Origin of the sequence: Phaeobacter sp. LSS9 (assembly GCF_003443595.1) — a bacterium.
In the GTDB taxonomy this organism is placed as follows: domain Bacteria; phylum Pseudomonadota; class Alphaproteobacteria; order Rhodobacterales; family Rhodobacteraceae; genus Phaeobacter; species Phaeobacter piscinae.
Genome location: NZ_CP031956.1, coordinates 1,768,501 through 1,794,898 on the forward strand (window position 1 = coordinate 1,768,501; position 26,398 = coordinate 1,794,898).

Sequence of the window (26,398 nt, forward strand, 5' to 3'; positions counted from 1 at the left end):
GGCTGATACACGCCTCTGACTAACCTTCTAATCTCAGAAGCTGACGCTCGCGCTAGGGCCGGGATCCTGGTATTTTCTGCCGCCATCATCAGCGACCGCTACTTCAGCGCCACCACCACGAATGCTGCGGCCGAAAGCGCCGCGAAGAGGGAAAACCAGATCAGTTCTGTTAGCTGCGATGCGGTCTCCTGCTCAAGCTGACTGGCGAGGAAAACGAGTTCGGCTGTGATAACACTTTCTTCTTGCCGCAAAAGATCAATCCAGGCCGTCGACGCCGTAATCCACTGCGCGCGCGTGACGGGGGGCGTGCCGATGGTGGCTTCGGTTGCGACAACGGTCTCGTGCAATGCGTTCAGCGCCATATATTGTCGCGTTCTCTGCAGTGTCGGGAGCCAGGCTGCGCTGCCTTTAACGGCGCCGGCTTCGTTCAGGATGGTAAGCTGCCTGCGCCGTAGGGAGGTCAGCTCCTCCTGCAGCGAGAGAGAAAACACCTTTACGATACCTGCCGCACCGGTAGCCCGCTCCAATCCTGCTTTCTCTTTCGCGGAACTGATCAGAAAACGCGCCTGCCGCAACGCGTGATATTCTGTCGATCTGTCAGATCCGGTACTCGCCCGCGCGAGCCCCACCAGGGTGTCAATCAGCTCGGAATAAGAACTGATCACCTCCTGGATCGCGGCGTTCCCGTGTCCGTCTCCTCCGTCGATGCGACGTCGCATCTGCGCCAAGGTCTGCAACCGTCTGACCGCGTGATCAAATTCCTCCCGGTGGTTTGTCGCGATAAGATCTATATCGGATAATGCCGATGCAATGACCTGATCTGTCCGGCCACGCTGCCTGATCAACTCCTCCGGAAAGGTCAGCCCGTCAGATGAGACATAGCCAACCGAATACCCCCGCTCCTTTTGCAGCTCATGGATCACATCGCTGATTGCGCTGTCTTCGCGGGCAGTCTGGGCGGTACGCCCGGCCTGCACATGCAGCTCTCTTTGTTTGGAAATCTCGCTGTAGGCAAAATACCCCGCCAGTAAAAACAACGGTGCGATGACCAGCAACACGATAGTTCGAAGTGGCATGAAAACTCCCTCGGATTGCAAGCGGCAAAACAATTATAGCGTGCATTCATTAACGGCAAATCACCACATGCGCTATTCATTGATACTTGGCAGTGCAGCTACATGTGAGAGGCTGACGGTCGGCCAGCAGCAGACTGACCCTGGCCCAGACGCGGTTGCGGCTGGCCGACCGCCCGGCGCGTCGAGATCGCGCAGGGGCTGTGTCGCATGCCTGAGCAGAACAGGCTGTCGCCGCATCGTCACCGAGACGATTTCGACACCAGCAGCTTGCGCCGCGAACGGGCTTGATTTTTGTCACTGTTAGCGATAACGATGCGGCAACTGTCAGACCACCGGGCGCGCCCGTTGAGGGCTGCCCCACATCATCACCGGAGTTGCACATATGACCCTGAAAATTGCTATCAACGGATTTGGACGCATTGGCCGCGGCGTTTTGCGTGCCCTGCTGGAGAGCAACGCCGACGATATCTCGGTTGTGGCCATCAATGATCTGTCCCCGGCTGAAACTCTGGCACATCTGCTGAAATACGACAGTGTGCATGGCCGGCTGCGCGCCCCCGTGAAGGTGGATGGCGACACCATGCAGGTGGGCAACCACAGCATTCGCCTGACCGCGATCCGCAATCCAGAAGAACTGCCCTGGCAAGACGTTGATATTGCGTATGAATGCACTGGCCTGTTTACCAGCCATGACACAGCCGCCAAACATTTGAAGAATGGCTCCAAGCGGGTTCTGATTTCTGCACCGGGCAAGGATGTCGACCGCACCGTGGTCTTTGGCGTCAACCATGATGACCTGACCAAGGACGACGTGATCGTCTCCAACGCCTCCTGCACCACCAATTGTCTGGCGCCCGTCGCCAAGGTTCTGGATGACACATTCGGCATCAAGACCGGGTATATGACCACCATCCACGCCTACACCGGTGATCAGCCGACCCATGACACCAGCCACAAGGATCTTTACCGGGCCCGCGCGGCTGCCCTGTCGATGATCCCCACGTCGACCGGTGCGGCACGGGCGATCTCAGAAGTGCTTCCGCATCTCAAAGGTCGTCTGGAGGGGTCGGCAATCCGCGTACCGACACCAAATGTATCCGTGGTGGACCTCAGCTTCATCCCTGAGAAAGCTGCGACAGTCGACGCGATCAACGACGCAATGAAGGCCGCCTCCGAAGGGGCTCTGGCTGGTATCCTGTCCTATGAGACTGACCCGTTGGTCTCCATTGATTTCAACCACGACCCGCATTCCTCCTGCTTTGCCGCGCCGCAGACCGCTGTCACTGCCGAAGGGCTGGTGCGGGTTGTCAGCTGGTATGACAATGAATGGGGGTTCTCCAACCGGATGGTCGACACCGGCCGCCACATGGGCAAGGTGATGAAGGACTGAACGCCAGACCTGCCATCGATGACTACGCAAAAAGGGCTGCCTTAGGGCAGCCCTTTATCATAACCGGGGTGTCGCACAGCGACGGTTGTCCCGATGCAGCCTCTGTTATGTTCAGATGCGGAAGATTGGTTGCAGCAGGCGCGGCACCAGCGACCGGAACCGCAGCGCGGCGTCGGTTGCGGCCAGACAAATGCAGGTCTCACCCTCCTCTGCGATCGGCGTGTGTTCCAAATCATCGTCGGCAACTTCCAAATCGCCAACGCCGAAGCGCCCTGTCTCATCACGAAACGCGCCCTGCAGCACCAATGTCAGCTCCAGCCCATTGTGGCCGTGGTCCGGTACCGCCTGCCCCGACGGGATATACAAAAGCCGAACGCTGCCCCCGTCGTCATGGCTCAGGATGGATTGACGCACCCCCATACCAAGGGACTTCCACTTGGGCGGCAAGCCACCAAGCGCCTGCATGACCGGCGCCGGAAAAATACCGGAACGGGTAAACTGCGGCGCCTCCTCATAGGGCTCATCCAACTCGGCGAACACGCGATCCCGCAGATCATTCGAAAGATCCTGGGTGCCGCAGGCTTCCAATACGGAACCTCCAACAGCCTGATGCGCAGACAGCCGGGTGCGGCAACTGTCACACATCGACAGATGGGTCGCCACGACCAGCGAATAGGCATAGGGCAAGTTGCCAGAGGCATAAGCCACCAACAACGGGTCAGGGATATGATGGCGTACGCCGGTCATGATAGTCCTTGTTCCTTCAACTCATGACGCAACCGCTCAAGTCCGAGGCGGATGCGGGATTTGATTGTTCCCAATGGCAGCCCGGTTTGTTCCCGAATGTCCGCATGGGTCAGTTCGCCCAGATAGGCCTTTTCGACCATCTCACGCTGGGCAGGTTTCAACCGCGCAAGGGCGGCGCGCAGCTTTGATGTTTCCTGATCCAGCGCCAGAATCTGCGCTGCATCTTCCTGTGTTTCTTCCGGAAGCTTCAGCTCTTCCGGGATTGGTCGGCGCTCCTTGCGGATCACGTCGATCTGCCTGTTGCGGGCGATCTGGTAAATCCAGGCCGACACCTGCGCCCGCTCTGGATCAAACATCGCTGCTTTGCGCCACACGGTCAGCATGACGTCTTGCACCACCTCTTCGGCCTGACTGGGCGGCATACCGGACCGGCAGATCACCCCCTTGAGGCGCGGCGCAAAATAGTCGAACAGCCGTCCAAACGCCACCTTGCAGCGGTTATCGCGCACGGCCAGCATCCAGAGTGTCTGATCAGACAAGCTCTCCCGTTCCACTTTTTTCCTTTCGCGCAATGCACTTGTGTCACGGTCTACCGTAACGGGCGGCGCAGGGGCTGCAAGAGTTGGATCGCTCAGCGTGGTCAACATGTATGCATTACGCAGGTTTTCCGGCGCTGGATCACTCTGCGCCGAATTTTTTTCGTATTTTCCCCAATTCGTCAAAATCTGCTGTCACCTTTTTTGATCCGCTCGGGCAGAAGCCGCGTAACAACTTGAAATCACAGATGGAGACAGCATGTCCTTTGACGCATTATCATCCGCTCGCGAGCGTACCGCCGTCGTAGGCGGCGGGATTTCCGGGCTGGCCACAGCCTGGCTGCTGGCAAAGACGCATAATGTCACCCTGTTTGAGGCAGCCCCGCGGCTGGGTGGTCACGCCCGCACGGTGATGGCCGGGCGCAATGGGGATCAGCCTGTCGATACGGGCTTCATCGTTTTCAATTATGTGAATTATCCGCATCTGACGTCGATGTTTCGCGATTTGGAGGTCCCCGTCGTCAAGAGCGACATGAGCTTTGGCGCCAGCATCGGTGATGGTCGCGTGGAATACGGGCTGCGAGATCTTGGAGCGCTGCTGGGGCAGCGTCGCAACATTGCGCGACCCGCATTTTTCCGCATGGTCAGGGACATCCTGCGCTTCAATGCCAATGCCGAACAGGTGGCCAAAAGCGACAGCGTCACCATTGGTGAGTTGGTCAATGACCTGAAATTGGGGGATTGGTTCCAGCGCTACTATCTGATGCCGATTTGTGGCGCGATCTGGTCCACCCCGCCTGATGAGATCCGTGGCTTTCCGGCCCAGTCACTGGTGCGATTTTTTCGCAATCACGCCTTGCTCAGTGCCTCAGGTCAGCACCAGTGGTGGACGGTCAAAGGTGGCAGCATCGAATATGTGCGCCGTCTGACCAGCCGACTGGACCAGATGGGCTGTCAGCTGCGTCCGGGCACCTCAGTGCGCAGTGTCGAGCGCACGGCAGACGGCGTGTCTATCCATCTGCCTGACGGCACCAGCGAGAATTTTGATCACGTGGTCATGGCCTGCCATTCGGACGACAGCCTGCGCCTGCTGAGCCAGCCAACGCGCGCTGAACAGGCAACGCTGGGGGTCATGCGTTATCAGGACAATGAAATGATCCTGCATCATGACAGCGCTCAGATGCCACACCGCCGCGCCTGTTGGTCCTCCTGGGTCTACAAGGCCGACACCCGCGATGACCGGGCAGCCATCGGCGTCACCTACTGGATGAACCGGCTGCAGAACATCGACGAAAATGACCCGCTTTTTGTCTCCCTAAACCCGGTGAAAGACGTGCAAAGCGATCTGATCTACGATCAGAAAACCTTCCGTCACCCGGTGTTTGATACCGCAGCCCTGCGCGCGCAGAGCCAGATCGGCGATATCCAAGGTCAGAACAACACTTGGTTTGCAGGTGCTTACCTGCGCCACGGCTTCCATGAAGATGGCTTCGCCAGCGCGGTGCGCGTCGCACGGGGGATCGGCGCGCGCACAAAGGTGGTGGGATGACACAGTGGCCCGATCATATCGACGGGCAGACCACCCATGCCCGTTATGGTGCTATCGCCAACAGCTTTCGCTATGGCGTGGACTATGTGCTGATTGATCCGCGTGCTAAAAACGGCCCGCTGCTGTTCTCGCGCAATCGCTTCAATTTGCTTTCGGTGCATGATCGCAATCACGGTGGCCCGCCACGTCGGGGGACCGGGCTGCCCTGGGCGGAACGGGTCTTTGCCGACGCCGGCTTGAAGCTGGACGGGATCACCATCCGGCTGCTGACGCAACCAAGCTATCTGGGTCACATATTCAACCCCGTCAGTTTCTGGCTCGCCTTTCGGGGCACCGCGCTGCACGCCGTGATCGCAGAGGTCAGCAATACCTTTGGCGACCGGCACAGCTATGTCTGTCACAAACCCAAATTCACAGCGATTGCCCCGTCGGAAAAATTGCAGGCAAAGAAGATATTCCACGTCTCTCCCTTTCAGCAGATCGCGGGAGACTATTGGTTCAATTTCGACATTGGGCCACGGCGGATCGCGATCCGCATCGATCACAAAAATGGTGACCAGGGAGTAGTGGCGACCCTGACCGGCCCGCGCCAACCGCTGAGCAACAGCGCCGTGTTGGGTGCCAGCCTGCGCCGACCTGCCGGAACCCTGCGTACGGTTGCGCTGATCTATTGGCAGGCGCTGAAACTAAAACTGAAGGGCGCAAGCTATCGCCCCCGCCCTACCCCACCGGAACATGAGGTCAGCTGATGATATTCCTTACCAAACGTGTGAAACACGACTTTCTCGACAGCTGCGCCCGCATCCGCAACGGCAGCCTTCGCCTGCATACGCCCGAAGGGGATCTGCATGATTTCGGCGCCGGTGCCCCGCATGCAGAAATTCAACTGCATGACTGGAGTGCGATCACCGCTATGGCTGCCCGCGGGGATATCGGCCTCGGCGAGGCCTATGTTTCAGGACTTTGGGACAGCCCCAGCATCGAAGATGTGATCAAAGTGGCGCTGATGAACCTCGATCATCTGACCGACTATGCCTATCCCAGCTTCTGGGCGGGTCTAAAATACCGGGTGGTGGACCGGATGTTGCGCGCCAACTCAATCAAGGGCGCATCGCGCAACATCAAGGCGCATTATGATGTCGGTAACGAATTCTACCAGCTGTGGCTGGACGAAAGCATGACCTATTCATCGGCGCTGTTTGCCCCCGGCGACAATGATCTGGCCCGCGCCCAAACTCGCAAATATGACCGCGTGCTCAGCCGTCTGAACGCGGGGGATCGGGTGTTGGAGGTCGGCTGCGGTTGGGGCGGGTTCGCCGATCGCGCCGCCGAACAGGGCCGCCATGTCACCGGCCTGACGATTTCTCCCAGCCAGTTCGGATATGCCGATGCACGGCTGGATGGACGGGCCGACATCCGGCTCTGCGACTATCGCAAATCGGAAGGCAAATTCGACAATATCGTCTCCATCGAGATGGTCGAGGCCGTGGGCGAACGATACTGGCCCAGCTATTTCTCCACCCTGAAAAACCGCCTCGCGGATGATGGCCGTGCCGTGGTGCAGGCGATCACGGTGCAGGACAGCTATTTCGATATCTATCGACAATCCTCTGACTATATCCGCCAATACACCTTCCCCGGTGGCATGTTGTTGTCCGATGCAGTCATTTCTCATCAGGCGCGCACCGCCGGGCTGAAAGTCACGGATAACTTTGCCTTTGGTCAGGATTACGCCCGCACCTGCCGCGAGTGGGCGGCCCGGCTTTCTGCGATGACGGCAAAGATCCAGGCCCTGGGTTATGGCGATGCCTTCCTGCGCAACTGGCGGTATTATCTGGAAACCTGTGCTGCGTCCTTTGAGGTCGGGCAAACCGATGTCGTACAGGTGGAGCTGGCCCATGCCTGATCCACGCCCGCCCCGCGTCACCAAGATCGGCCCGATGCGTCATCGCTCGGTCATGGCAGCTTTTGCATTGGGGCTGACTGTGATCCTGAGCAGCTTCAGCAGCGCGGCAACGGCGGAGACCGGCCTTCGATCCCCGATCAAACTGGGTGAGGTCACCTTCCGCTGGTTCGGCCTGCCGCTATATGATGCAAGCCTGTTTGCAGAGGGTCAAAACCGTTTCGATTGGCAAACACCTATGGCGCTAAAGCTCAGTTATCGGCGCGGGTTCACGCGGGCGCAGCTGACCAAGGCGACTGCCGCTGAACTGACCCGGCTTGAGGGGCCACGCGCGGATCAGGAGCGATTGATTGCAAAGCTGGAAACCTGCTTTCGCGATGTGGCAGCCGGGGACAGTTTTGTCGCCACCACACAGGATCCGAACCAGGTGGCCCTTTACCTCAATGGTCGGCGGACCTGTGATGTGCGCCATGCAGAGGCTCGCAAACGGTTTTTGAATATCTGGTTGTCTCCCAACAGCCGGTCCGCACGCCTGTCCAGTCGGCTCAGGGGCAACTGATGCAAGCCACCCGTGTCTCCCTGTTTGCCATGATGCTGGCCGCTGCTGGCCTGCCGCTCTACATTCATCTGCCACGTTTTGCGACGGCGGAGCTTGGGGTGAGTCTGGCCACCTTGGCGGCAGTGCTGGCCGGAATACGGGTGCTTGATTTCGTGCAGGATCCGCTGCTGGGTTGGATCACCGACCGCTGGCCACAGGAGCGGGCGACCTTTGCGGCACTGGCGGCCTTTGGGATGGCTGTGGGATTCCTTCTGCTCTACACATATCGCCCAACTGCCGGTGGCGTGTTGCCTTGGCTGGTGATTGCATTGGTGTTGCTGTTCACAGCCTACAGTCTGGGCACCGTGCTGTTTTATGGACAAAGCACCGCACTCGCCGGCAGTCCGGAGGCACTGATCCGCCTTGCCGGATTTCGCGAGGGAGGCACATTGGTCGGGATCATTCTGGCCGCCCTCGCCCCCAGCCTATTGGGGGCACTGGGGGTCGGTCAGGGCGGTTATCCTGCATTTGGCGCGATGCTTGCGGGGCTTTGCATAGCGGTCTGGTGGCTGACCCGCGGTCTATGGACCACGACCCCGCGCCCGGAGCAGCCCCTGTCAATTACCGCCCTGCGTGAGGCTGGTGGCTTTCGCCTTCTGGCCTTGGCTCTGGTCAACAGCCTGCCCGTTGCCATGACCTCAACGCTGTTTCTGTTCTTTGTCGAGGACAAGCTGGCACTGCCCGATATGGCCGGTCCCTTTCTGGTGTTGTTCTTCCTCGCTGCCGGACTTTCGGTACCATTATGGACGCGAGCCGCTGACCGCTATGGGGCGCGCAATGTGCTGTTTCCGGCGATGATTTTGGCGATACTATCGTTTGTTTCCGCAGCGTTTCTGCCTGCTGGTGCCGCGCTCGGGTTTGCCATGATCTGTGTCGGATCTGGTGCGGCGCTTGGCGCGGATATGGTGATCCTGCCGGTGCTGTTCTCGCGCATGTTGGCACGGGCCGGGTTGCAGGCAGGACAGGCCTTTGGGCTCTGGTCCTTCGCCGCCAAACTGGCGCTTGCTGCGGCGGCAGTTCTGCTCCTGCCGATGCTGCAACTCAGCGGCTTCACCCCCGGCGGCCAGAACAGCATCGCCGCGCTCCAGACCCTGACATGGGCCTACGCCATCATTCCCTGCTGTATCAAACTCATCGCCATCGCGATGGTCCTCCGACTCCCAAGAAAGGTCACCGCACCATGAAACTCCTGCTTGTAGCGATCATCCTGGTGCTGCTGCTTGCACTGCTCCGGCCCGGTTTCGGGTTTCGCAGCCAACGCCCCCAGCACTACGCCGGCACCGGTCCCGACTTCGACATTCGCACACATCTGAGCGGCGAAATGATCTCCGAAGGCATGATCTATGGCCCAATGGGCCGCGTGGTCTCGCGTTTTGTCGCCACAATGAACGGAGCTTGGGACGGCAACACCGGCACGTTGAGCGAGGATTTCTCCTATGCCAGCAGCGGCACGCAGCAACGCAAGTGGTTTCTCACCATGGGGGAGGACGGGGCGTTCACCGCGACCGCAGATGACATCATCGGTACCGGCAAGGGTCAGCAGAGCGGCGCAACCGTGCGCCTGACCTATCGCATCCGCCTCCCCGAGAGTGCGGGTGGTCACGTGCTCGACGTCACCGACTGGATGTATCTGATGGAGAACGGCACCATCATGAACCGCTCTGAAATGCGCAAATTCGGCATCAAGGTCGCCGAGCTGGTGGCCACCATCCGTCCGAAAGGAACCTAAGATGTTTGCAGGACAGACATGGTGGATCATCGGCGCCAGTGAAGGATTGGGCCGTGCCATTGCCCAAAAGCTGGACGCAGCCGGAGCGCGGCTTATGCTCTCGGCCCGCAGCGAGGAACGATTGCAGGACCTCGCGGGGGAGCTGACCAATGCCACCGCCCTGCCACTGGATGTGACCGATAGTGACGCCATCCGTGAGGCTGCTGCCCTGATCGGCAAGGTGCATGGCGTCCTCTATTGCGCGGGCGCCTACGATCCAATGCCCGCGCAGGAGTGGGATGCCGACAAGGTTGAACTGATCTGTGATGTGAATTTCATGGGGGCCATTCGTGTGGTCGGCCGAGTGGTGCCTCAGATGGTGGCCGCCAATGAGGGGCATATCGTGCTGATCGGCTCTCTCGCCGGTCATACGGGCCTTCCCGGCGCCACCGGTTATGGCGCTTCCAAATCCGCTGTTATGCATATGGCGGAAAATCTCCAGGCGGATCTACTCCAGACCCCAATCAAGATCCAAGTGATCAATCCCGGTTTCATCAAGACCCGGCTGACCGAAAAAAATGACTTCAACATGCCCATGATCCAGACCCCGGATGAGGCGGCGGAAGCCTGCATGAAAGCCATGAAAAGCGGACGCTTCAGCACCAGTTTCCCGGCACCATTTGCCTGGGTGTTCACGGTCGGAAAGTACCTGCCGCGCAAGTTGTTCCTGCGCCTGATGGGAGCGGGTAAATGAGTGCGCCACAGCATATCGTGATTATTGGTGCCACGGGCGGTATCGGATCGGCATTGGTGGATCACTATGCGGCGCAGTCCCTCGCCAGCCTGACCGCAGTGGCCCGCAGCGCGTTGCCATCGCGCCCCAGGGTCGATACGCACCAAGTGGACATAACAGACGACGCACAGCTTAGCAAGCTGGCCAACACTCTGCGTAGCCGGGATATCGCGCCGGATCTCGTGCTTGTCGCGACCGGTATCCTGTCCGATGAGTCGGGCCTCACACCCGAAAAAAGCTACCGCCAGCAGGATCCTGAGGCTTTCAGGAAAGTCTTTGAAATAAATACCTTTGCCCCCGCCAACGTTGCCAAACATCTGCTGCCGATCATGCCACGCAAAGGGCGTGCCGTCTTTGCAGCGCTGTCAGCGCGGGTCGGTTCAATCAGCGACAACGGCCTTGGCGGCTGGCATGCCTATCGCGCGTCAAAAGCAGCGCTGAACATGCTGATCCGCAACTACGCAATCGAGACGGCCCGCAGCAATGACCAGATGATCTGCGTCGGGCTGCATCCCGGCACGGTACGAACGCCGCTTTCGGGTCCGTTCTCCAAAAATGTTCCTGAATCTGCGTTGTTCGAGCCGTCCCAATCCGCAGCATATCTGGCTCAGGTTATCGACGGCCTGTCCCCCGATGACAGCGGTCGGGTGTTTGACTGGGCGGGAAAGGAAATTCCAGCCTGATTGGGGACGGCCCGGCAGGTTCAGCCTGTCCGGGCTTGCCCCGCCAATCCGCATCATGCCACAGTCAGGCGATCCCGCACATCTGGACTTGCTCGGGTTCTGATGTGCCCGCTGTCCACAGGAAATCATCACCTTGAAATCTGTTCGGCTTCGCCTCCTTCTGCTCGCGCTCCTGCCGCTCAGCGTGGTGATGCCGCTGCTTCTGGTCGTGGCAATGGCCCGGTGGAACGCCGACTACGATAACGTCCTGATCGTCAACGTAGAAAGCGACCTGAAAATTGCTGACCAATACCTCCGCCAGCTGCAGGCAAACAGCGGCGATGATCTGGCGGCCATTGCCAGTTCAACCCAATTTTCCAAGGTCCTGCGCGCGCCGCTACAGGATCAACTGAGGTATCTGGACCAACGCAGGCAGGCGCTCAGGCTCGATTTCCTCTACTATCTGCCGATGCGCAACATTGACCGTGATGCCCGTCGCTGGCCGGTCATCAACCGCGCCGCCCAAGGGGATCTGGCCTCGGAAATCGACATCTTCACTGCCGCAGATCTCGATGTGATCTCTGCCGATCTGCGCGACCGCGCCCGCATTCCACTGATTGAGACCGAAGCTGCCGCCCCCACCACCCGCCCCGCCGAAGATCGCGGCATGGTCATCCACTCTGCCGCGCCGGTGTCCAACCCCGGCAGCGAAGGCGTGCTGGTGGCGGGGAGGCTGCTGAACCGGGATCTGGACTTCATCGATACGATCAACGCCTTGGTTTATCTCGGCGACAGTCACCGGATCAGCCGCAAGGGCACCGCGACGCTGTTTCTGGATGACACCCGCATTTCCACCAACGTTCGCCTATTTGAGGATGTCCGCGCCCTCGGAACGCGTGTCTCGCAAGCCGTACGAGACGCTGTTCTGGGGGACGGGCAAACCTGGCTCGACCGCGCCTTTGTGGTGAATGACTGGTATATCTCAGGCTATCTGCCACTGACCGACAGTTTCGGAAAACGGGTCGGCATGCTCTACGTGGGCTTTCTTGAGGCGCCGTTTGCCGCAGCCAAAGTCTCCGCCTATTGGACCGTCGTTCTGTCCTTCCTCTCGGTCCTGCTACTCTCGGCACCTTTGTTTTTATGGCTGGCCAAGGGGATCTTTGCACCGTTGGAGCAGATGAGCCAGACCATGGCCCGTGTGGAACGTGGCGACTTGGCGGCGCGCAATGGAAATGTGGGGCGGCGCGATGAAATCGGCCAGGTTGCAGCCCATCTTGATAGTCTGTTGGATCAGGTCCAGGACCGCGACCAGAAACTCCGCGACTGGGCGGGTGAGCTGAACGACCGCGTTGACCAGCGCACCGCAGAACTGCGCGCCGCCAATGACAAACTGGAAGCCACTTATAAGCAATTGGTCATGAGCGAGAAACTTGCCTCAATTGGTGAGATCACCGCCGGTGTCGCCCATGAGATCAACAACCCGATCGCGGTCATTCAGGGTAACGTCGATGTCATGCGGATGACACTCGGCACTGCAACCGAGGACGTGGAAACGGAGCTGGCGCTAATCGACGATCAAATCCTGCGGATCAGCGCCATCGTCGGCAAGCTGCTGCAATTCGCCCGCCCGACTGAGTTCGGCACCTTTGAGGAGAGCCTGGATCTGGCACCGGTGGTGTCGGACTGTTTGGTGCTGGTCGATCACGTCGTGACCAAACAGGACGTCGCCGTGATCAAACAGTTCAGCGAGACACCGGCGGTGCGCATTGATCCCGGCGAACTGCAACAGGTGGTGATCAATCTGATCCTAAACGCCGTCCAGGCGATGGAGGGCTCAGGCCAGCTTGTGCTGACCTTGCGCGAAATGGATCGGAATGATGTCAGCGGTGCCTGTCTGGAGGTTGCAGATACCGGGTCAGGCATTGCGGCGAAAGACCTGCCATCGGTATTCAACCCATTCTATACCACCAAACTGGGCGAAGGAACCGGCCTGGGCCTGTCGATCAGCCAGACCCTGATCCAACGTGCAGGCGGTGCAATCTCGGCCGAGAACCGCGTTGAAGACGGGAAAATCATCGGCGCGGTTTTCTCAATCTGGTTGCCCGCGGTTGAGACGACCTTTTAGGCGCAGGCCCCAATAACGGCAGGCGCATCGCCCGCCGCTCTCTCAGATCAAAGGCCCCAACTGGCACATTTGCGATCCACGGTCTTGCGCGAGACGCCGAGCCTGCGGGCTGCCTCTGCCCGGTTGCCCTCACAAGCATCCAGAACATGCATGATGTGGCGTTGCATCACCAGATCCAGCGTATCCATCGCGGCCGACCCTGTTACCGCGCCCGTGCCTGCAAACTCCTCCGGAAAGGCGCCCAGAATGACCGAGCGTTCGATCAGATTTCGCAACTCGCGCACATTTCCGGGCCAGTCATAGCGACTGAATTTCAACAGGGTCTCAGCGTCCAGTTCAAGCGCGGGCATCGCCAGCGTGGTGGAAAACTGCTCCATGAAGAGTGCCGCCAGCTCCACGATATCCTCAACCCGCTCACTCAGCGGCGGCATCTGGATATTCACCACATTGATCCGGTGGTACAAATCCGCCCGGAACCGTCCCTCAGCCACCGCCTGTTCCAGATCGGCATTGGTGGCGAACAAAAACCGCAGATTGAGCGGGATATCGCGTTCGGCGCCGACCGGGCGGATGCGCTGATCCTCTAGCACCCGCAAGAGGGCCGCCTGCACCTGCTCCGGCATCTGCGCGACCTCATCCAGGAACAGCGTCCCCCCATCGGCATAGAGAAACAAGCCGTCCTGCCTGCGGTCCTGCGCATCCACCATGCCGAACAGCTCATGTGCGATCCGGTCCGGCGCAATCGCAGCGCAGTTGACTGCAACAAAGGGTTTTTCCGCCCGATCCGACAGCGAATGCAGCGTCCGCGCGGCGATTTCCTTGCCCGTACCGCTGGCGCCCGTGAACAGAACCGGTGTGGGCAGAGGTGCCAGTCGGGTGATCATGTCGCGCGCGGTCTGAATCGCCGGGGATTTCCCCAACAACCGCCCGCGTGCTGCGGTGCCTTCGGCAGAGAGCGCATGTTTCAGCAGATAGTTCTCCTGCCGCAGATGCTTTCGATCCAGCGCACGCGCGACTGAGTTCAAAATCTGATTGGCGCGGAACGGCTTCAGAACGAAATCCGCGACGCCGACCCTTAGGGCCTGAATGGCGGTTTCCAGATCCGCATAGGCGGTGACCAGAACCGTGTCCGCAAACAGGCCGACCTTATGCTGCTCCTGCACCCATTCCAGACCCGTCTTGCCCGGCATGATATTGTCGAGGATGATCAGATCGAAATGCGCCTGATCCAGGATGTTCGATGCCTCCGCGGCCGAGGCCGCCTGCTCCACCCGCTTGCAACGAGGGGTCAGGATCTTCGTCATGAAGTTGCGCATACCGGGTTCGTCGTCGATCACCAGTATCGACGCACCCGCAAGGTTTTCCCCATATTCATCGCGGGGCGGCGACGCAGCTGTCAGCACGGTCAGTCCAGTCGCACAGAGGGGCCGGAATGCACCTCTTCAGCGGCAAATCCTGCCTGATCCAGCGCGAAATTCGCACCGGCAGCAATCACGATGATGGCGGCAAATCCCGTCAACATGGCTTTCATTTGGTCACTTCTCCACCTTGGTTGCGCGTTTCAGAAACGCAATCAAATCGCGCCGGTCCTGCGGGTCCGTAATCCGCTGCATCGGCATCTTGGAACCCGGAATATAGTGATCCGGCCCCAGATCGAAGAGGGCATCAATCGTCGCCTCTCCCCAAATTATATCAGATCCATCAAGGACCTCTGAATATCGATACCCGGCCAGCGTTCCCGCCGGACGGCCAAAGACATCATGCAGACTTGGTCCCGCCTTACGGCTGTCCCCAGCGTCAAGCGCGTGGCAGATGGAACATTTCCGCATAAATTGCCGCTCCCCGTTGGGCATCGTGGCCGGGTCTTTCAGGAACCCGCGATTGCCCGCGATCTGCGCTTCAGCCTCTCCCATCAGCGCAACAGGCCAGCCATAGGCCAGATCATCCAGCCCCGCCGCCCAGATCGTCCGCCCGTCCGGTGCGAAATCCAATGCCCAGACTGGCCCCGCACGGGTGGCGCGAAAATCGGCGCTGATGCGCCAAGTCTCCGTATCTACCATCATGATATAGCCCTGCCCGTCCCCCACGGCGAGCCGCGCTGTCTCCGCGTGATGCGCCATTGCCAGAATGGGCCGCCGTTCCAGCGTGAAATCCGCAACCGGATCGCCGCTCTGACTGTCAACAACACGGGTGGCACCATCCACAGCCCCATAGGCCAGCCAATCACCATTCGGTCCCAACACCAGCTGGTTGATCCCGAACCCCTGATCCACCAGCCGACGCGGCGGGCTGTCGACATCCTCGTAGACTAGGATCTGCCCACTCATGGTGGCCGCATAGATAGATCCGTCCGGTCCGACCGCAACATCGTTGATCCCGCTGCCAACCGTGATCCGCCGCTCGGAGCCATCATCAAGCGGCCAAAGGCCGATTTCCCCATCCCAGCTGCCCGACACAAGGGTGTCACCGTTCGGTACCACGGCCAGCGCCCGGATCTTGCCCTGATGCCGCCCGATCAGCTCTCCTTTACCGCTGCCCTGAGGCCAGAGGTAAAGCGCAAAATCATCTCCTGCGGTGACCAGTCGCCCGGCATCAATGAATGCAAGTGCGGTCACAGCCGCGTCATGGGCCTCAAGCCAGCGCGGGCTGCGATCATGCCACAGCCCCACCGCATTGTCGAAACTGCCGGTGGCCACCTGCCCCTCCGGCGACACCGCCAGTGCCATGACCGGGCCGCCATGACCCTTTAATGTGGTGAATTCATCTGCGTCCGCGTAGTCGCCGACACCCATCCACGACAGCGCTGCCGCCCCCAAAATAGCGCAGAACTTGCGGGACATACCGGCGTGTGCTGACATGTGGCGGGCCACCGCCGATCACTCCGCCGGTGTTGCGCCCTTGGCGCCACCACCACCCGTGCCATCGGGGGTGACTTCACCCTTTTCACGCATCTCGTCCAACCAGAGAGAGTGGTGTTGATGCGCCCAAGCCTCATCCACATCGCCGCTGCCCATGGCGTCAAAGGCGCCTTCCATGCCAAGTGACCCGATGTAGATATGTGCCAGAATGATCGCCATCAGCACAAAGCTGAGGATCGCGTGCCAGCTCTGCGCCAGCTGCATTTCCTCCTGCGGTGCCAGTTCAACCGGTAGCGTGCCATACCCCACAAGCTGCGGCAGCCCCAGATCGTTCAGAATGGCAAAGGTCTTGGCAAAAAGCTGAATTTCAAACGGAAACAGCAGCGACAGTCCGGAGACAGAAATGGAGACACCGAAAACGATCACCGACCAGAAGATCAATTTCTGACCAAAGTTGAATTTTTTCGCCGGCGGGTGCGATTTACCGACGATACCGCCCATCTGGCGGATCCACACCAGATCTGTCCGGTTCGGAATATTATGGGCGACCCACATGACAAACACCATGACCAGCGCCAGCATGAACGCCCAAGAGACGTTGTTGTGCACCCATTTGCTCCAGATCAGCAGGCCTGCATTGATCTCCTTGCCGAGATAAGGCGCAATCACCAGACGACCAAACAGGCTGGCCAAACCAGTAAGGCCAAGCAGGATAAACGACCCCGCCAGCATCCAATGGGCAAACCGTTCGATGAACTGAAACCGCATCACGCTGCGCCCGGTTGCGGGCTCGTCAATGCGGATGCGACCGCGCAGCAGATAAAACAGAGCCAGCGCCGCAATAGTGCCCAGCAGCAGCCAGCCACCGTAGGTGCGCAACGGTCCCTCGCGGAAGGTCAGCCAGCGCATGCCACCATCCTGCACCAGTACGGTGGCCACATCACCGCCTGCCGACACGCGCAGATCAGCAGCGTTATAGCGGATCGCGCGCCACAGCTCAGGGTCAGACGCGCCGCCAAGCGTGCCCAGCTGTTCCGTCAACCCAGCCCCCAGGGCCGCCGCGCCCGTGTCATCACTGCGAAAGCTGTCGTCAATTTTTTCCCCGCGCTGCCGCGCCAGAATATCCTCAAGCGTCTGCGCGCCGCCTGTGGCACTGCGATCCGGCACAGCACCCGTCGCGGGGGCATCCGGTGCGTCCTGCGCCGCAGCGACCCCCGCGATCAACGTCAGTTGCATCAAAATTGCAAAGGCGATGCGCAGCATGGGCCACACTCCTTCATGGGTTGTCTTGGAAACTGAATATGGAAACAGGACGGCCCGCGCGGGCGGGCCATCCCATCATGTCAAAGGAGGCTGATCAGCCGCCCTTCTGGTCATAGGCTGTGCCCCAGCCCCAGGCACCGGAGCCAAAGCCACGGGCCACCACACGTTCGCGGTAGACAGCGGAAACCACATCTCCGTCACCCGCCAGCAGCGCCTTGGTCGAGCACATCTCGGCACAGATGGGCAGCTTGCCCTCGGCAATCCGGTTGCGGCCGTATTTGGAGAACTCCGCATTGGAATGCGTCTCCTCAGGGCCACCGGCGCAGAAGGTGCATTTGTCCATCTTGCCACGGCTGCCAAAGTTGCCTGCCTGCGGATATTGCGGCGCGCCAAAGGGGCACGCGTAGAAGCAATAGCCGCAGCCAATGCAGAGATCCTTGGAGTGCAGGACCACGCCTTCCTCGTTCTGGTAGAAGCAGTCGACCGGGCACACCGCCATACAGGGCGCATCCGAGCAATGCATACAGGCGACCGAGATCGACCGCTCGCCGGGCTTGCCATCATTGATGGTCACCACCCGGCGCCGGTTGATACCCCAAGGCACCTCGTGCTCGTTCTTACAGGCCGTGACACAGGCGTTGCATTCAATGCAGCGTTCGGCGTCACAGAGAAACTTCGCTCTTGCCATATCTCTTTCTCCTTATGCTGCGCTGATCTTGCAGAGAGTACACTTGCTCTCCTGCATCTGGGTCACGCTGTCATAGCCATAGGTCTGCGCGGTGTTGGCACTTTCGCCCAAGACATAGGGGTCAGCTCCATCGGGGTATTTGTCGCGCAGATCTTCACCCTGGTAGTGACCGCCAAAGTGGAACGGCATGAAGGCAACGCCCTCTCCGACCCGCTCTGTGACCATTGCCATGACCTTGACCTTGCCGCCCTCCGGACCTTCGACCCAGACCTGCGATCCATCCCGAATGCCGATATTGTTGGCATCGCGCGGGTGGATTTCGACAAACATGTCCTGCTGCAGTTCTGCCAGCCACGGATTGGACCGGGTTTCCTCGCCGCCGCCTTCGTATTCGACCAGACGACCAGAGGTCAGGATGATCGGATATTCCTTGGAGACGTCGTTTTTCTGGATCGACGCATAGAGGGTCGGCAACCGGTAGGAATGACGGTCCTCATATGTCGGGTAGTCTTCGACCAGATCCCGGCGGTTGGTGTAAAGCGGCTCGCGGTGGATGGGCACCGGATCCGGGAAGGTCCAGACCACGGCCCGCGCCTTGGCATTGCCGAAGGGCGCACACTCATGGGCAATCGCAACCCGCTGAATGCCACCGGACAGATCCGTCTTCCAGTTCACCTTGGCGACCTTATCGTCATAGTCCGACGGGAAGGGCGACATGCTTTGTTCCCCAACTTCATGGGTGTAGTCGGCAAAGCCGTCCACTCCAGCTGCCTTGGCGATGAACGCCCGCTCACTTGGGGTCAGTTCGGTGTGCCAGCCCAGATCCTTCAGCATCTGATAGGTGAATTCGGGATAGCCATCCTGAATATCCGACCCTGCAGAATAGACACCCTCGGCCAGAAGGTTGTCGCCATCCCGCTCCACGCCGAAGCGCGCGCGGAAGGTCAGGCCACCTTCGGATACCGGTTTGGACATATCATAAAGGTTCGGCGTGCCCGGATGCCCCATTTCGGCGGTGCCCCAGCAGGGCCAGGGCATACCGTAGTAGTCCCCGTCAGCAGGACCACCCACGGCCCGCAGCGTGGTGCGGTCAAAGGTGTGCTGATTGGCCATATGCAACTTCATCCGCTCCGGTGATTGACCGGTGTAGCCGATGGTCCACATACCCTTGTTGAATTCGCGCGTGATGCTTTCGACATTCGGGGTTTCGGCGTCTTCCATCTCAATATTGCGGAAGAGCCGGTCGCCCCAGCCGAACTTGTTCGCGAACTTGGCGATGATCACATGATCTGGCAGGCTCTCGAACAGCGGATCGACGATCTTGTCACGCCACTGCAAAGACCGGTTCGACGCGGTGACCGATCCACGGGTCTCGAACTGGGTACAGGCGGGCAGCAGATAAACACCATCGGTGCGATCATGCAGCACGGCAGAGACGGTGGGATACGGGTCAACAACGACCAGCATGTCCAGCTTCTCCATCGCCGTCTTCATCTCCGTCATACGGGTCTGAGAGTTCGGCGCGTGGCCCCACAGAACCATGGCCCGCACGTTGTTGGGCTGATCCATGTTGTCCTTGTCTTCAAGGATACCGTCGATCCAGCGGCTGACCGGGATACCCGTCAGGTTCTGCAGCGATTTATCCTTGCCGTCGGCCCCTTTGACGGAGTCAAACTGCGCCGACAGCCACTCACCATCTTCGCCCCAGACACGGCCCCAATGGGCCCAGGCGCCTTTGGAAAGGCCATAGTAACCCGGCAACGTGTGGCTCAAAACGCCAAGATCGGTTGCGCCCTGCACGTTGTCATGGCCACGGAAGATATTGGTGCCGCCACCCGAGGTGCCCATGTTCCCCAGCGCAAGCTGAAGGATGCAATAGGCGCGGGTGTTGTTGTTGCCAGTGGTGTGCTGGGTGCCGCCCATACACCAGATCACGGTGCCAGGACGGTTGTTGGCCAATGTCCGCGCCACGCGCTTCAGCTGGCTGCCGGGGGTGCCGGTCACACGCTCAACTTCCTCAGGCGTCCATTTGGCAACTTCTTCGCGGATCTGGTCCATTCCCCAGACACGGGTGCGGATGAATTCCTTGTCTTCCCAGCTGTTGTCAAAGATGTGCCACAGGATCCCCCAAACCAGCGCCACATCAGTGCCGGGGCGGAAGCGCACATATTCGTCGGCATGAGCTGCCGTGCGGGTAAAGCGCGGATCACAGACGATCAGCGGCGCGTTGTTCTGCTCCTTGGCCTTCAGCACGTGCAACAGCGAGACGGGATGCGCCTCTGCCGGGTTGCCGCCGATGATGAAGATCGCCTTGGAGTTATGGATGTCATTGTAGCTGTTGGTCATGGCGCCGTAGCCCCATGTATTTGCAACACCTGCAACGGTGGTCGAGTGACAGATCCGCGCCTGATGGTCGACGTTATTGGTGCCCCAATAGGCGGCGAATTTGCGGAACAGATAGGCCTGTTCGTTGTTGTGCTTGGCTGACCCCAGCCAGTAGACGGAGTCCGGCCCGCTTTCTTCGCGGATCTGCATCATGCCGTCGCCGATCTCGTTGATCGCCTGTTCCCAGCTGATGCGCTTCCATTCCCCGCCTTCTTTCTTCATCGGGTACTTCAGGCGGCGTTCGCCATGGGCGTGTTCACGCACAGAGGCCCCTTTGGCGCAATGGGCACCAAGGTTGAACGGGCTGTCCCAACCGGGTTCCTGACCGGTCCAGACGCCGTTTTGCACCTCTGCCACGACGGTACAGCCGACCGAACAATGGGTGCAGACAGATTTGACGGTTTCCACCGCGCCTGCCGCAGCGGTTGCGGCATTCGCCTTGGTGACAGATCCACCTGTGGCGCTGATGGCGGCAAGGCCACCGATGGCCAGGCCGGATCCGCGCAGAAACGCGCGGCGGTCAACGGAGCTTTCCGCAACCTTGGACAGGATACTGGTCCGCTGGGGGCGTCGCGCAACCCCGTTGGTCTTTTTCCTAAGCATGTGTTCCTCCCTTGCTTCCCTTACGGGTTCGCTGGGTTATTGGGGGCCTTTGGCAGTCGGGCGTCACGCAACCAGTCGCCGGGGGCGTTCATAACATCACCGGTGCGTCAGAACCGGAGGCTGTCGTAGTAGGCGCGGGTATGCGCGGTGTCCTGCATCACCTCTGATGTCAGGTCTGGCTCGGCCGCCTCGGCCGTGCCGCCGGTCGTTGCAACCGCCACCGCCGCAATCGGCGTTGTGGTCGCTGCCAGCTTGAGAAAGTCGCGGCGGCTGGTGGCCTCCTCGGTCTTTCTGGTCATGTGATCCTCCTCCTCAAATGGTTGGTTCACAGGGTTATGGGCCGGCGCACCGGCCCGGCTCAGGCGGATTGCTCCGCGCTCATCCGAAATCCTTCGGACTCAATCTCCATGAAGACACGGCCCACGGCGCCGACAGCGGCGTAAAGCACCGAGTTCTTTGCCGCCTCAAGATCGGAGTAGAAATGACCCGCCCAAGGACCGATGTGTTTGTTGAAGAACTGTTTCTGGTCGCTCAGTGGTGCCACCGCGCCAAAGCGCCCTGCGATCAGCGCGCCCATCATCTCCATCAGCGAGGCGATATTATCCTCCGGCTCATAGACATTCTGCGCCCGTGTCATGCCGCGCGCGGCCATGTCCTGCCGCAGGGCCGCCAGCGGTTTCTCATTCAGGAACCCGGTGAGGTAATAGCTTGCGTAGGGCAGCAGCTCACCGCGCCCGAGACCGATGAACAGCTTGTTGAACTCCCGCTCGGCAGCTGCTGGTTTGGTCAGCTTGGCCAGTTTCGCCAGCGCATTGATCGCCGTACCCAGATCCGTGTCATCCCCAGCCAGCCCCGATACCTGCGCGAGCAGCATCTCATCCGGCGGGCCGGACAGCATCAGGCCCAGAAAGTTATAGAGATCCGCGCGCAGACGATCCTCATCCTGCGGGATGGCAGGGCTGACCTCCTGTGCAATGGTCTCTGACTGGGCTTCCTTGGCGGTCATATGTGTCTCCTTGAGGGGCATCTTGGTCTTTGGATCGGATCGATGGTCAGGCCGCGGGCGCATCCGTGTCGGCGGCAAAGGTAAAGCGCATCCGCCGCGGCGCAGGCGCCACCGGGTCTGGTGCCACTGGGTCAGATGCGACGTGTGCAGATGGCGGCGCATCGGTCGGTATGGCAGGCGCAGCGGCCTCCTGCATGGGCACCTCAGCGTCATCCGCTTCCGCAGGAGAAAGCAGCGCCATGGTCGGACGGCGCACCGGATCAACGGGCCCGGCCGTTGCGGCGGTTTCCTCATCCACAGACGCGGCCTTCTCTCCTGCAGGGTCCTCATCTTCTACGTCGGCGACGATCCCCGTTGCACGGCCTGCTGCCTCTTCCGCCTGCCGCGCCAGTTCTTCGACATGGGCGGTCATGCCCTTGCCCACCTGATAGGCGGTCTGCAGATTTTCGATCACCATGGCGCTGTCAGTGAAATCCTCACCGTAGTCCAAAAGCCCGTCGACATTCGCCAGCACCGGATTGCTGGCCCACAGACGCCGCAGCGCGCGGGTCCGCAGTCGGGCCGGAATGGTCTCTTTCAGGAAAACGCTGAAGTCATCACCCTGCTGCATCTGATCCGGATCCGGAAGGTTCAGCTCTTCCAGAAGTTCGGCATCGCTCTTCGCCTCAAGTGCTTGCTCTTCGGCAACGCGCGCGGCGGCTGCGGTCTCGGCGTCCTCCGCCTGCTGCTCAGCCGCAACCTTGGCGCGGCGGCGGGACCAGAAATCATCCCCGCTCATGACAGGCGCGCCTTTTTCATCGTGGGCGACCGGTAAACATCGGTCAGCTGGGAGATCCGCGGATCCCCGATACCATCCTCAGTCGCATCGGTTTTTACACGATCCCGGCGACGTTTCTTGAACGGTTCATCATGGAAATGCAGCTGTGCGAAATCCCGGATCCAGGCCACAAGCCCATCCGGCATCGGTACTTTCTCCACCAGATCCTCACCGTTGTCAGCATAGTCCTGCGCCTCATAGGGCGAAGCCGTCACCAAGAGCACTTCCAGTGGGCGATCCTCCGACGCGCCCTCCCGCAGCACCACATAGATGCAGGGCGGCTCAGCCGTGAGGCCATGCAGATACGCTTCCGCCTCACTGCGGTGCAGTTCCAGCGGCAGTGTGGCGGCATGAAATTCACGCGTCTCACCCGCTTCGCGCAGCAACTGCCAGTCCGCCGGTGCTGCCCCTGGCAAGACCGAGGTCGCCTTCCAGGACCAGCGCGCCCATCGCGTCACGCCCGGCTGGCGCCGCAATACGACGCCCAGTGGGATCATATCCGTCTTTGCACTGCGATCTGCGGGTTCGGCCACGTCAATGCCCTGCTCATGAATTCGACTGCCCCAACAGTGCCGCATTCTCCAGCTGTGCCGAAAGATAACTTTTGCTGATGGCGCATTAAATCAACATCAATGGTCAAATTGACCAGTCCGATATGACCCCGCAGAACCGCCCGGACGAAAAGTCTATTTTGACTAATTCACTCAGGCTTAACGCTGGGGCAGCCCGGCCTGCCCGTGACGCGAATCACCGGCTTGATTTGCCGGGGATGGCGGCACGCTCACGATGCGAATTGCGGTTTACCTGCTTGCGCAAACATGCCTAGTCTGAGCGCGAGGCGGCGGAATTACGCTGCTCTGAAAGACCATAGAATACGCGGAGAAACCATGTCTAAGACGTTGATTTTATGTGGTTGTGCGGGAACGCAATCCATCGATTCCGAGGCATTGTCGCGCCGCACCGGCCTGCCCTGCTCCAAGCTGCATTCAGCGCTTTGCACAGACGAGATCGAGCAGGCCGCCGCTGCCTTGACGCAAGAGGATGCAATTATTTGCTGCGCTCAGGAGCACCGCATTTTCGAGGCTCTGGCAGAAGAAATCGACGCCCCTGCACCAGGGTTCATCGACCTGCGCGACCGGGCTGGTTGGACCGCAGATACCGCCGACACGCTGCCCAAAATGACCGCCCTGATCGCCGAAGCGACGTTGGCGCCGCCCCCTGCGAAGACGATAGACCTGCAATCCGAAGGGGTGTGCCTGATCCTCGGCGCGCCAGATATTGCCTATGCGGCGGCTGCGCGTTTGCAGGACAGCCTTGCAGTGACCGTCCTGCTCGACACACCAAGCGACCCGCCTCACAGCCGTGCCTATGACGTGATTGCCGGACAATTGCGTCACGCCAAGGGCGCGCTGGGGCAATTCGCCGTCACCATCGATCAGTTGCAACAGCTGGATGTCACCGGGCGCAGCTGGACCTGGGGCGAAGCCCGGAATGGCGGCCAGTCGATCTGCGATCTCATTCTGGATCTGCGCGGCGGTCAGGCCTTGTTTCCGGCGCCCGAAAAACGCGACGGCTATCTGCGGGCCGATCCAAAATCCGCTCCGGCAGTTGCTGAGGCCACCCTTGCAGCAAGCCAACTGATCGGCACCTTTGAAAAACCGCTCTACGTGCGCAGTGAACCGCTGCTTTGCGCCCATTCCCGCGCAGGTCAGACTGGCTGCACCCGCTGTCTGGATGTCTGCCCAACCGGCGCCATCAGCCCTGCTGGCGACCATGTCAGCATTGACCCGATGATCTGTGCGGGTTGCGGATCCTGTGCTTCGCTCTGCCCTTCCGGTGCGATCACCTATGACGCACCTCCAACCGATGCGCTGATGCGTCGGATCCAGACACTGGCGAAGGCTTATCTCGACGCAGGCGGCCCCGCCCCCCGGCTTCTCGTGGTCAACCAGCACGGCAGCGAGATGATCGAACTGGCGGCCCGCCATGGCCGTGGCCTGCCCGCAGATGTGATCCCGCTGGCGGTGGACGCGCTCAACAGCTTTGGTCATGCCGAAGCTCTGGCCGCCCTGGCCGCCGGTTTCACTGAGGTGTCGGTGCTGCTCTCTCCCAAGAGTGAGCACGACGTGCAGGAGCGCGAAAGCGCGCTCGCCGCGGCCATTGCCGGTCCGCACCTGCATCTGCTCGACCTCAGCGACCCGGATCAACTCAGCGATGTTCTGTTTGCTCGCGACGGCACCTTGGCTCAGGTCGAAACACCTCAACGCCCCATGGGCACCCGCCGCCAGATCACCCGCCAGGCCGCCAAGGCACTGCTGCCCGAGGCTGAGACCCTGCCGCTGCCAGAGGGCGCGCCCTATGGTGCGGTGCTGGTGTCATCGGACAACTGTACGCTCTGCCTCTCTTGTGTCTCGCTCTGCCCCTCCGGCGCTCTTGGCGACAATCCGGACCTGCCGCAGCTGCGCTTTCAGGAGGACGCCTGCCTGCAATGTGGCCTCTGCGCCAATGTCTGCCCGGAGGATGCGATCACTTATGAACCGCGCCTCAACCTGACGTCAGCGGCGTTGTCACAGGTGGTCCTGCACGAGGAAGAGCCTTTTGCCTGTGTCGAATGCGGATCGCTGTTCGGTGTGAAGTCGACCATCGACAAGATCACCGAGAAGCTGGCTGGGAAACACTCAATGTTTGCCAACCCGGATGCTGCGCGAATGATCCAGATGTGTGACGACTGCCGCGTCAACGCACAGTTCCACCAGCAGAATTCTCCCTTCGCGGGCGCGGAGCGGCCCAAGGTCCGAACCACCGAGGACTACCTCAGCAAGCGCAAGGATCATTGATCCTGAGGGACCGAGAGACGATGACGCCCCTATTTATGCTCCAGCGGTGCGCCCAGATCCGCCGGGCTGAGTACCGCCACATAGGCCAGGATGTTCTCCAGGTCATCCAGCGTGATCTCCACCGGGACGATGGGCGAGGGTCGCGCCTCATCAAACGGCGGCGTGACCTCGGCGACCTGGGTAAAGGCGGGGTGTGGATTCAAGGCATAGAACGCCTGAAACCGCTGTTCCCAATCCGCAAGGCTGCGCAGAACATAAAACGACGGCGTCGAGCCGATGCTGTTGATCCGCCCAGCCTCCTCTACCGCATGGCAGCGTCCGCAATGGACCTTCGACAGATGATACCCGTTCCCGGCGTCGCCATCCCATGTGGCAACATCCTCCTGCGCATCCGGTTGCGCGGGCACGCGAAACATCTGGGTCCCCTCCGGGGCGAAGGCAGCAATCGTGCGCCCGCCCACCTCAGAGGTCAGCCAATCCGCAAACCGCTGCGCCCCCGTGTGATCCGGGGTGATCAGCTCCAGATGCCAGATGATCCCGTCACCCTCCATCACCGGTGCCCCCCGTGGTCCCAAAGCGATCTCCGCGTCTCCGCCCGGTTCGACCACCTCCACCCGCACCTGTGTTTTCAGCGAAAATCGCGGCAGCATGAATCCCAGCACCCCGGTGTCAATGAGCGCCTGGGGCGCAATCAGCCGAACCATACGCGGATCACCCTGTGCCAGAGCGACCATGGGCTGCATCGAAACGGCAAATACCAGCACGACCAGTATCGCCGTATATTTGCGCAAAAGACTACATACCCAGACCATATGAAATGCTAGGAAACCATCTACATCCCCGTCAAGAACTGT

Annotated in this window: 25 protein-coding genes; 11 read left to right on the forward strand and 14 right to left on the reverse strand. The window is 60.4% G+C overall.

Annotation, left to right across the window (positions count from 1 at the left end):
• Positions 1-98: 98 nt before the first annotated feature.
• Positions 99-1,058 (reverse strand): nitrate- and nitrite sensing domain-containing protein, encoded by a 960-nt coding sequence (locus tag D1820_RS08445; protein ID WP_254683387.1) that lies wholly within the window; start codon positions 1,056-1,058, stop codon positions 99-101.
• Between the two features lie 400 nt (positions 1,059-1,458).
• On the opposite strand from D1820_RS08445, the gene gap reads away from it, so the two are divergent.
• Entirely contained in the window at positions 1,459-2,466 is a 1,008-nt protein-coding gene (gap, locus tag D1820_RS08450) for a type I glyceraldehyde-3-phosphate dehydrogenase (RefSeq protein ID WP_118068533.1), read from the forward strand.
• Positions 2,467-2,577: 111 nt separating this feature from the next.
• On the opposite strand, the gene D1820_RS08455 is transcribed toward gap, so the two are convergent.
• A complete protein-coding gene (locus tag D1820_RS08455; RefSeq protein ID WP_118068535.1) occupies positions 2,578-3,213 on the reverse strand; it encodes a ChrR family anti-sigma-E factor in 636 nt (211 codons plus the stop codon).
• Entirely contained in the window at positions 3,210-3,860 is a 651-nt protein-coding gene (locus tag D1820_RS08460) for a sigma-70 family RNA polymerase sigma factor (protein WP_118068536.1), read from the reverse strand. The genes D1820_RS08455 and D1820_RS08460 overlap by 4 nt, the downstream gene beginning before the upstream one ends.
• A gap of 148 nt (positions 3,861-4,008) precedes the next feature.
• Here D1820_RS08460 and D1820_RS08465 point away from each other — a divergent pair, with 148 nt between their 5' ends.
• The 9 genes from D1820_RS08465 (at position 4,009) to D1820_RS08505 (ending at position 13,087) form a co-directional block, all read left to right on the forward strand.
• Positions 4,009-5,298 (forward strand): NAD(P)/FAD-dependent oxidoreductase, encoded by a 1,290-nt coding sequence (locus D1820_RS08465; RefSeq protein ID WP_118068538.1) that lies wholly within the window; start codon positions 4,009-4,011, stop codon positions 5,296-5,298.
• Positions 5,295-6,047, forward strand: coding sequence for a DUF1365 domain-containing protein (locus D1820_RS08470; RefSeq protein ID WP_118068539.1), 753 nt, complete (start codon positions 5,295-5,297; stop codon positions 6,045-6,047). The genes D1820_RS08465 and D1820_RS08470 overlap by 4 nt, the downstream gene beginning before the upstream one ends.
• Entirely contained in the window at positions 6,047-7,204 is a 1,158-nt protein-coding gene (locus D1820_RS08475) for a cyclopropane-fatty-acyl-phospholipid synthase family protein (RefSeq protein ID WP_118068541.1), read from the forward strand. Before D1820_RS08470 ends, D1820_RS08475 begins: the two co-directional genes overlap by 1 nt.
• A complete protein-coding gene (locus D1820_RS08480; protein WP_118068542.1) occupies positions 7,197-7,760 on the forward strand; it encodes a chalcone isomerase family protein in 564 nt (187 codons plus the stop codon). Before D1820_RS08475 ends, D1820_RS08480 begins: the two co-directional genes overlap by 8 nt.
• Entirely contained in the window at positions 7,760-8,983 is a 1,224-nt protein-coding gene (locus D1820_RS08485) for an MFS transporter (protein ID WP_118068544.1), read from the forward strand. Before D1820_RS08480 ends, D1820_RS08485 begins: the two co-directional genes overlap by 1 nt.
• Positions 8,980-9,528: a DUF3833 domain-containing protein gene (locus D1820_RS08490; RefSeq protein WP_118068545.1), complete on the forward strand. Its 549-nt coding sequence runs from the start codon at positions 8,980-8,982 to the stop codon at positions 9,526-9,528. Before D1820_RS08485 ends, D1820_RS08490 begins: the two co-directional genes overlap by 4 nt.
• 1 nt (position 9,529) lies before the next feature.
• Positions 9,530-10,261 (forward strand): SDR family oxidoreductase, encoded by a 732-nt coding sequence (locus D1820_RS08495; protein WP_118068547.1) that lies wholly within the window; start codon positions 9,530-9,532, stop codon positions 10,259-10,261.
• Positions 10,258-10,983 (forward strand): SDR family NAD(P)-dependent oxidoreductase, encoded by a 726-nt coding sequence (locus D1820_RS08500; RefSeq protein ID WP_118068549.1) that lies wholly within the window; start codon positions 10,258-10,260, stop codon positions 10,981-10,983. The genes D1820_RS08495 and D1820_RS08500 overlap by 4 nt, the downstream gene beginning before the upstream one ends.
• A gap of 133 nt (positions 10,984-11,116) precedes the next feature.
• A complete protein-coding gene (locus tag D1820_RS08505; RefSeq protein ID WP_118068550.1) occupies positions 11,117-13,087 on the forward strand; it encodes a cache domain-containing protein in 1,971 nt (656 codons plus the stop codon).
• 47 nt (positions 13,088-13,134) lie between these two features.
• On the opposite strand, the gene D1820_RS08510 is transcribed toward D1820_RS08505, so the two are convergent.
• From D1820_RS08510 to D1820_RS08550, 10 genes are all read right to left on the reverse strand, one after another.
• Complete coding sequence (locus tag D1820_RS08510; RefSeq protein ID WP_096872333.1) at positions 13,135-14,496, reverse strand: sigma-54 dependent transcriptional regulator; 1,362 nt, start codon at positions 14,494-14,496, stop codon at positions 13,135-13,137.
• The gene (locus tag D1820_RS19255) at positions 14,493-14,618 is read right to left on the reverse strand and encodes a hypothetical protein (RefSeq protein ID WP_255352594.1); all 126 of its coding nucleotides are present in this window, start codon (positions 14,616-14,618) and stop codon (positions 14,493-14,495) included. Before D1820_RS19255 ends, D1820_RS08510 begins: the two co-directional genes overlap by 4 nt.
• A 4-nt stretch (positions 14,619-14,622) precedes the next feature.
• On the reverse strand, positions 14,623-15,945 hold the full coding sequence (locus D1820_RS08515; protein WP_118068552.1) for a c-type cytochrome: 1,323 nt from the start codon (positions 15,943-15,945) through the stop codon (positions 14,623-14,625).
• An 18-nt stretch (positions 15,946-15,963) separates the two neighbouring features.
• Positions 15,964-17,208 carry a formate dehydrogenase subunit gamma gene (locus D1820_RS08520; protein WP_118068554.1) on the reverse strand — a complete coding sequence of 415 codons (1,245 nt, stop codon included), beginning with the start codon at positions 17,206-17,208 and terminating at the stop codon, positions 15,964-15,966.
• Between the two features lie 94 nt (positions 17,209-17,302).
• Entirely contained in the window at positions 17,303-17,896 is a 594-nt protein-coding gene (fdh3B, locus tag D1820_RS08525; RefSeq protein WP_014875661.1) for a formate dehydrogenase FDH3 subunit beta, read from the reverse strand.
• Between the two features lie 12 nt (positions 17,897-17,908).
• Positions 17,909-20,884, reverse strand: coding sequence for a formate dehydrogenase subunit alpha (locus D1820_RS08530; protein ID WP_118068555.1), 2,976 nt, complete (start codon positions 20,882-20,884; stop codon positions 17,909-17,911).
• 107 nt (positions 20,885-20,991) lie between these two features.
• The gene (locus D1820_RS08535; RefSeq protein ID WP_014875663.1) at positions 20,992-21,183 is read right to left on the reverse strand and encodes a twin-arginine translocation pathway signal protein; all 192 of its coding nucleotides are present in this window, start codon (positions 21,181-21,183) and stop codon (positions 20,992-20,994) included.
• A gap of 59 nt (positions 21,184-21,242) precedes the next feature.
• Positions 21,243-21,890, reverse strand: coding sequence for a molecular chaperone (locus D1820_RS08540; protein ID WP_040175636.1), 648 nt, complete (start codon positions 21,888-21,890; stop codon positions 21,243-21,245).
• Positions 21,891-21,936: 46 nt separating this feature from the next.
• Positions 21,937-22,668: a DUF3306 domain-containing protein gene (locus D1820_RS08545; protein ID WP_118068557.1), complete on the reverse strand. Its 732-nt coding sequence runs from the start codon at positions 22,666-22,668 to the stop codon at positions 21,937-21,939.
• A complete protein-coding gene (locus D1820_RS08550; RefSeq protein ID WP_052463960.1) occupies positions 22,665-23,204 on the reverse strand; it encodes a DUF3305 domain-containing protein in 540 nt (179 codons plus the stop codon). Before D1820_RS08550 ends, D1820_RS08545 begins: the two co-directional genes overlap by 4 nt.
• A gap of 390 nt (positions 23,205-23,594) precedes the next feature.
• Here D1820_RS08550 and D1820_RS08555 point away from each other — a divergent pair, with 390 nt between their 5' ends.
• Positions 23,595-25,544, forward strand: a complete 1,950-nt coding sequence (locus D1820_RS08555; RefSeq protein ID WP_118068558.1) for a 4Fe-4S binding protein — start codon at positions 23,595-23,597, stop codon at positions 25,542-25,544.
• A 29-nt stretch (positions 25,545-25,573) separates the two neighbouring features.
• On the opposite strand, the gene D1820_RS08560 is transcribed toward D1820_RS08555, so the two are convergent.
• Positions 25,574-26,308 carry a hypothetical protein gene (locus D1820_RS08560; RefSeq protein ID WP_254683388.1) on the reverse strand — a complete coding sequence of 245 codons (735 nt, stop codon included), beginning with the start codon at positions 26,306-26,308 and terminating at the stop codon, positions 25,574-25,576.
• Between the last annotated feature and the right edge of the window lie 90 nt (positions 26,309-26,398).

Excerpts from the sequence above, each read along its gene's own strand:
- gap (WP_118068533.1), top strand. The coding sequence starts at position 1,459 with ATGACCCTGAAAATTGCTATCAACGGATTTGGACGCATTGGCCGCGGC.
- D1820_RS08455 (WP_118068535.1), bottom strand. The coding sequence starts at position 3,213 with ATGACCGGCGTACGCCATCATATCCCTGACCCGTTGTTGGTGGCTTAT.
- D1820_RS08460 (WP_118068536.1), bottom strand. The coding sequence starts at position 3,860 with ATGTTGACCACGCTGAGCGATCCAACTCTTGCAGCCCCTGCGCCGCCC.
- D1820_RS08465 (WP_118068538.1), top strand. The coding sequence starts at position 4,009 with ATGTCCTTTGACGCATTATCATCCGCTCGCGAGCGTACCGCCGTCGTA.
- D1820_RS08470 (WP_118068539.1), top strand. The coding sequence starts at position 5,295 with ATGACACAGTGGCCCGATCATATCGACGGGCAGACCACCCATGCCCGT.
- D1820_RS08475 (WP_118068541.1), top strand. The coding sequence starts at position 6,047 with ATGATATTCCTTACCAAACGTGTGAAACACGACTTTCTCGACAGCTGC.
- D1820_RS08480 (WP_118068542.1), top strand. The coding sequence starts at position 7,197 with ATGCCTGATCCACGCCCGCCCCGCGTCACCAAGATCGGCCCGATGCGT.
- D1820_RS08485 (WP_118068544.1), top strand. The coding sequence starts at position 7,760 with ATGCAAGCCACCCGTGTCTCCCTGTTTGCCATGATGCTGGCCGCTGCT.
- D1820_RS08490 (WP_118068545.1), top strand. The coding sequence starts at position 8,980 with ATGAAACTCCTGCTTGTAGCGATCATCCTGGTGCTGCTGCTTGCACTG.
- D1820_RS08495 (WP_118068547.1), top strand. The coding sequence starts at position 9,530 with ATGTTTGCAGGACAGACATGGTGGATCATCGGCGCCAGTGAAGGATTG.
- D1820_RS08500 (WP_118068549.1), top strand. The coding sequence starts at position 10,258 with ATGAGTGCGCCACAGCATATCGTGATTATTGGTGCCACGGGCGGTATC.
- D1820_RS19255 (WP_255352594.1), bottom strand. The coding sequence starts at position 14,618 with ATGAAAGCCATGTTGACGGGATTTGCCGCCATCATCGTGATTGCTGCC.
- D1820_RS08515 (WP_118068552.1), bottom strand. The coding sequence starts at position 15,945 with ATGTCAGCACACGCCGGTATGTCCCGCAAGTTCTGCGCTATTTTGGGG.
- D1820_RS08520 (WP_118068554.1), bottom strand. The coding sequence starts at position 17,208 with ATGCTGCGCATCGCCTTTGCAATTTTGATGCAACTGACGTTGATCGCG.
- fdh3B (WP_014875661.1), bottom strand. The coding sequence starts at position 17,896 with ATGGCAAGAGCGAAGTTTCTCTGTGACGCCGAACGCTGCATTGAATGC.
- D1820_RS08530 (WP_118068555.1), bottom strand. The coding sequence starts at position 20,884 with ATGCTTAGGAAAAAGACCAACGGGGTTGCGCGACGCCCCCAGCGGACC.
- D1820_RS08535 (WP_014875663.1), bottom strand. The coding sequence starts at position 21,183 with ATGACCAGAAAGACCGAGGAGGCCACCAGCCGCCGCGACTTTCTCAAG.
- D1820_RS08540 (WP_040175636.1), bottom strand. The coding sequence starts at position 21,890 with ATGACCGCCAAGGAAGCCCAGTCAGAGACCATTGCACAGGAGGTCAGC.
- D1820_RS08545 (WP_118068557.1), bottom strand. The coding sequence starts at position 22,668 with ATGAGCGGGGATGATTTCTGGTCCCGCCGCCGCGCCAAGGTTGCGGCT.
- D1820_RS08550 (WP_052463960.1), bottom strand. The coding sequence starts at position 23,204 with ATGATCCCACTGGGCGTCGTATTGCGGCGCCAGCCGGGCGTGACGCGA.
- D1820_RS08555 (WP_118068558.1), top strand. The coding sequence starts at position 23,595 with ATGTCTAAGACGTTGATTTTATGTGGTTGTGCGGGAACGCAATCCATC.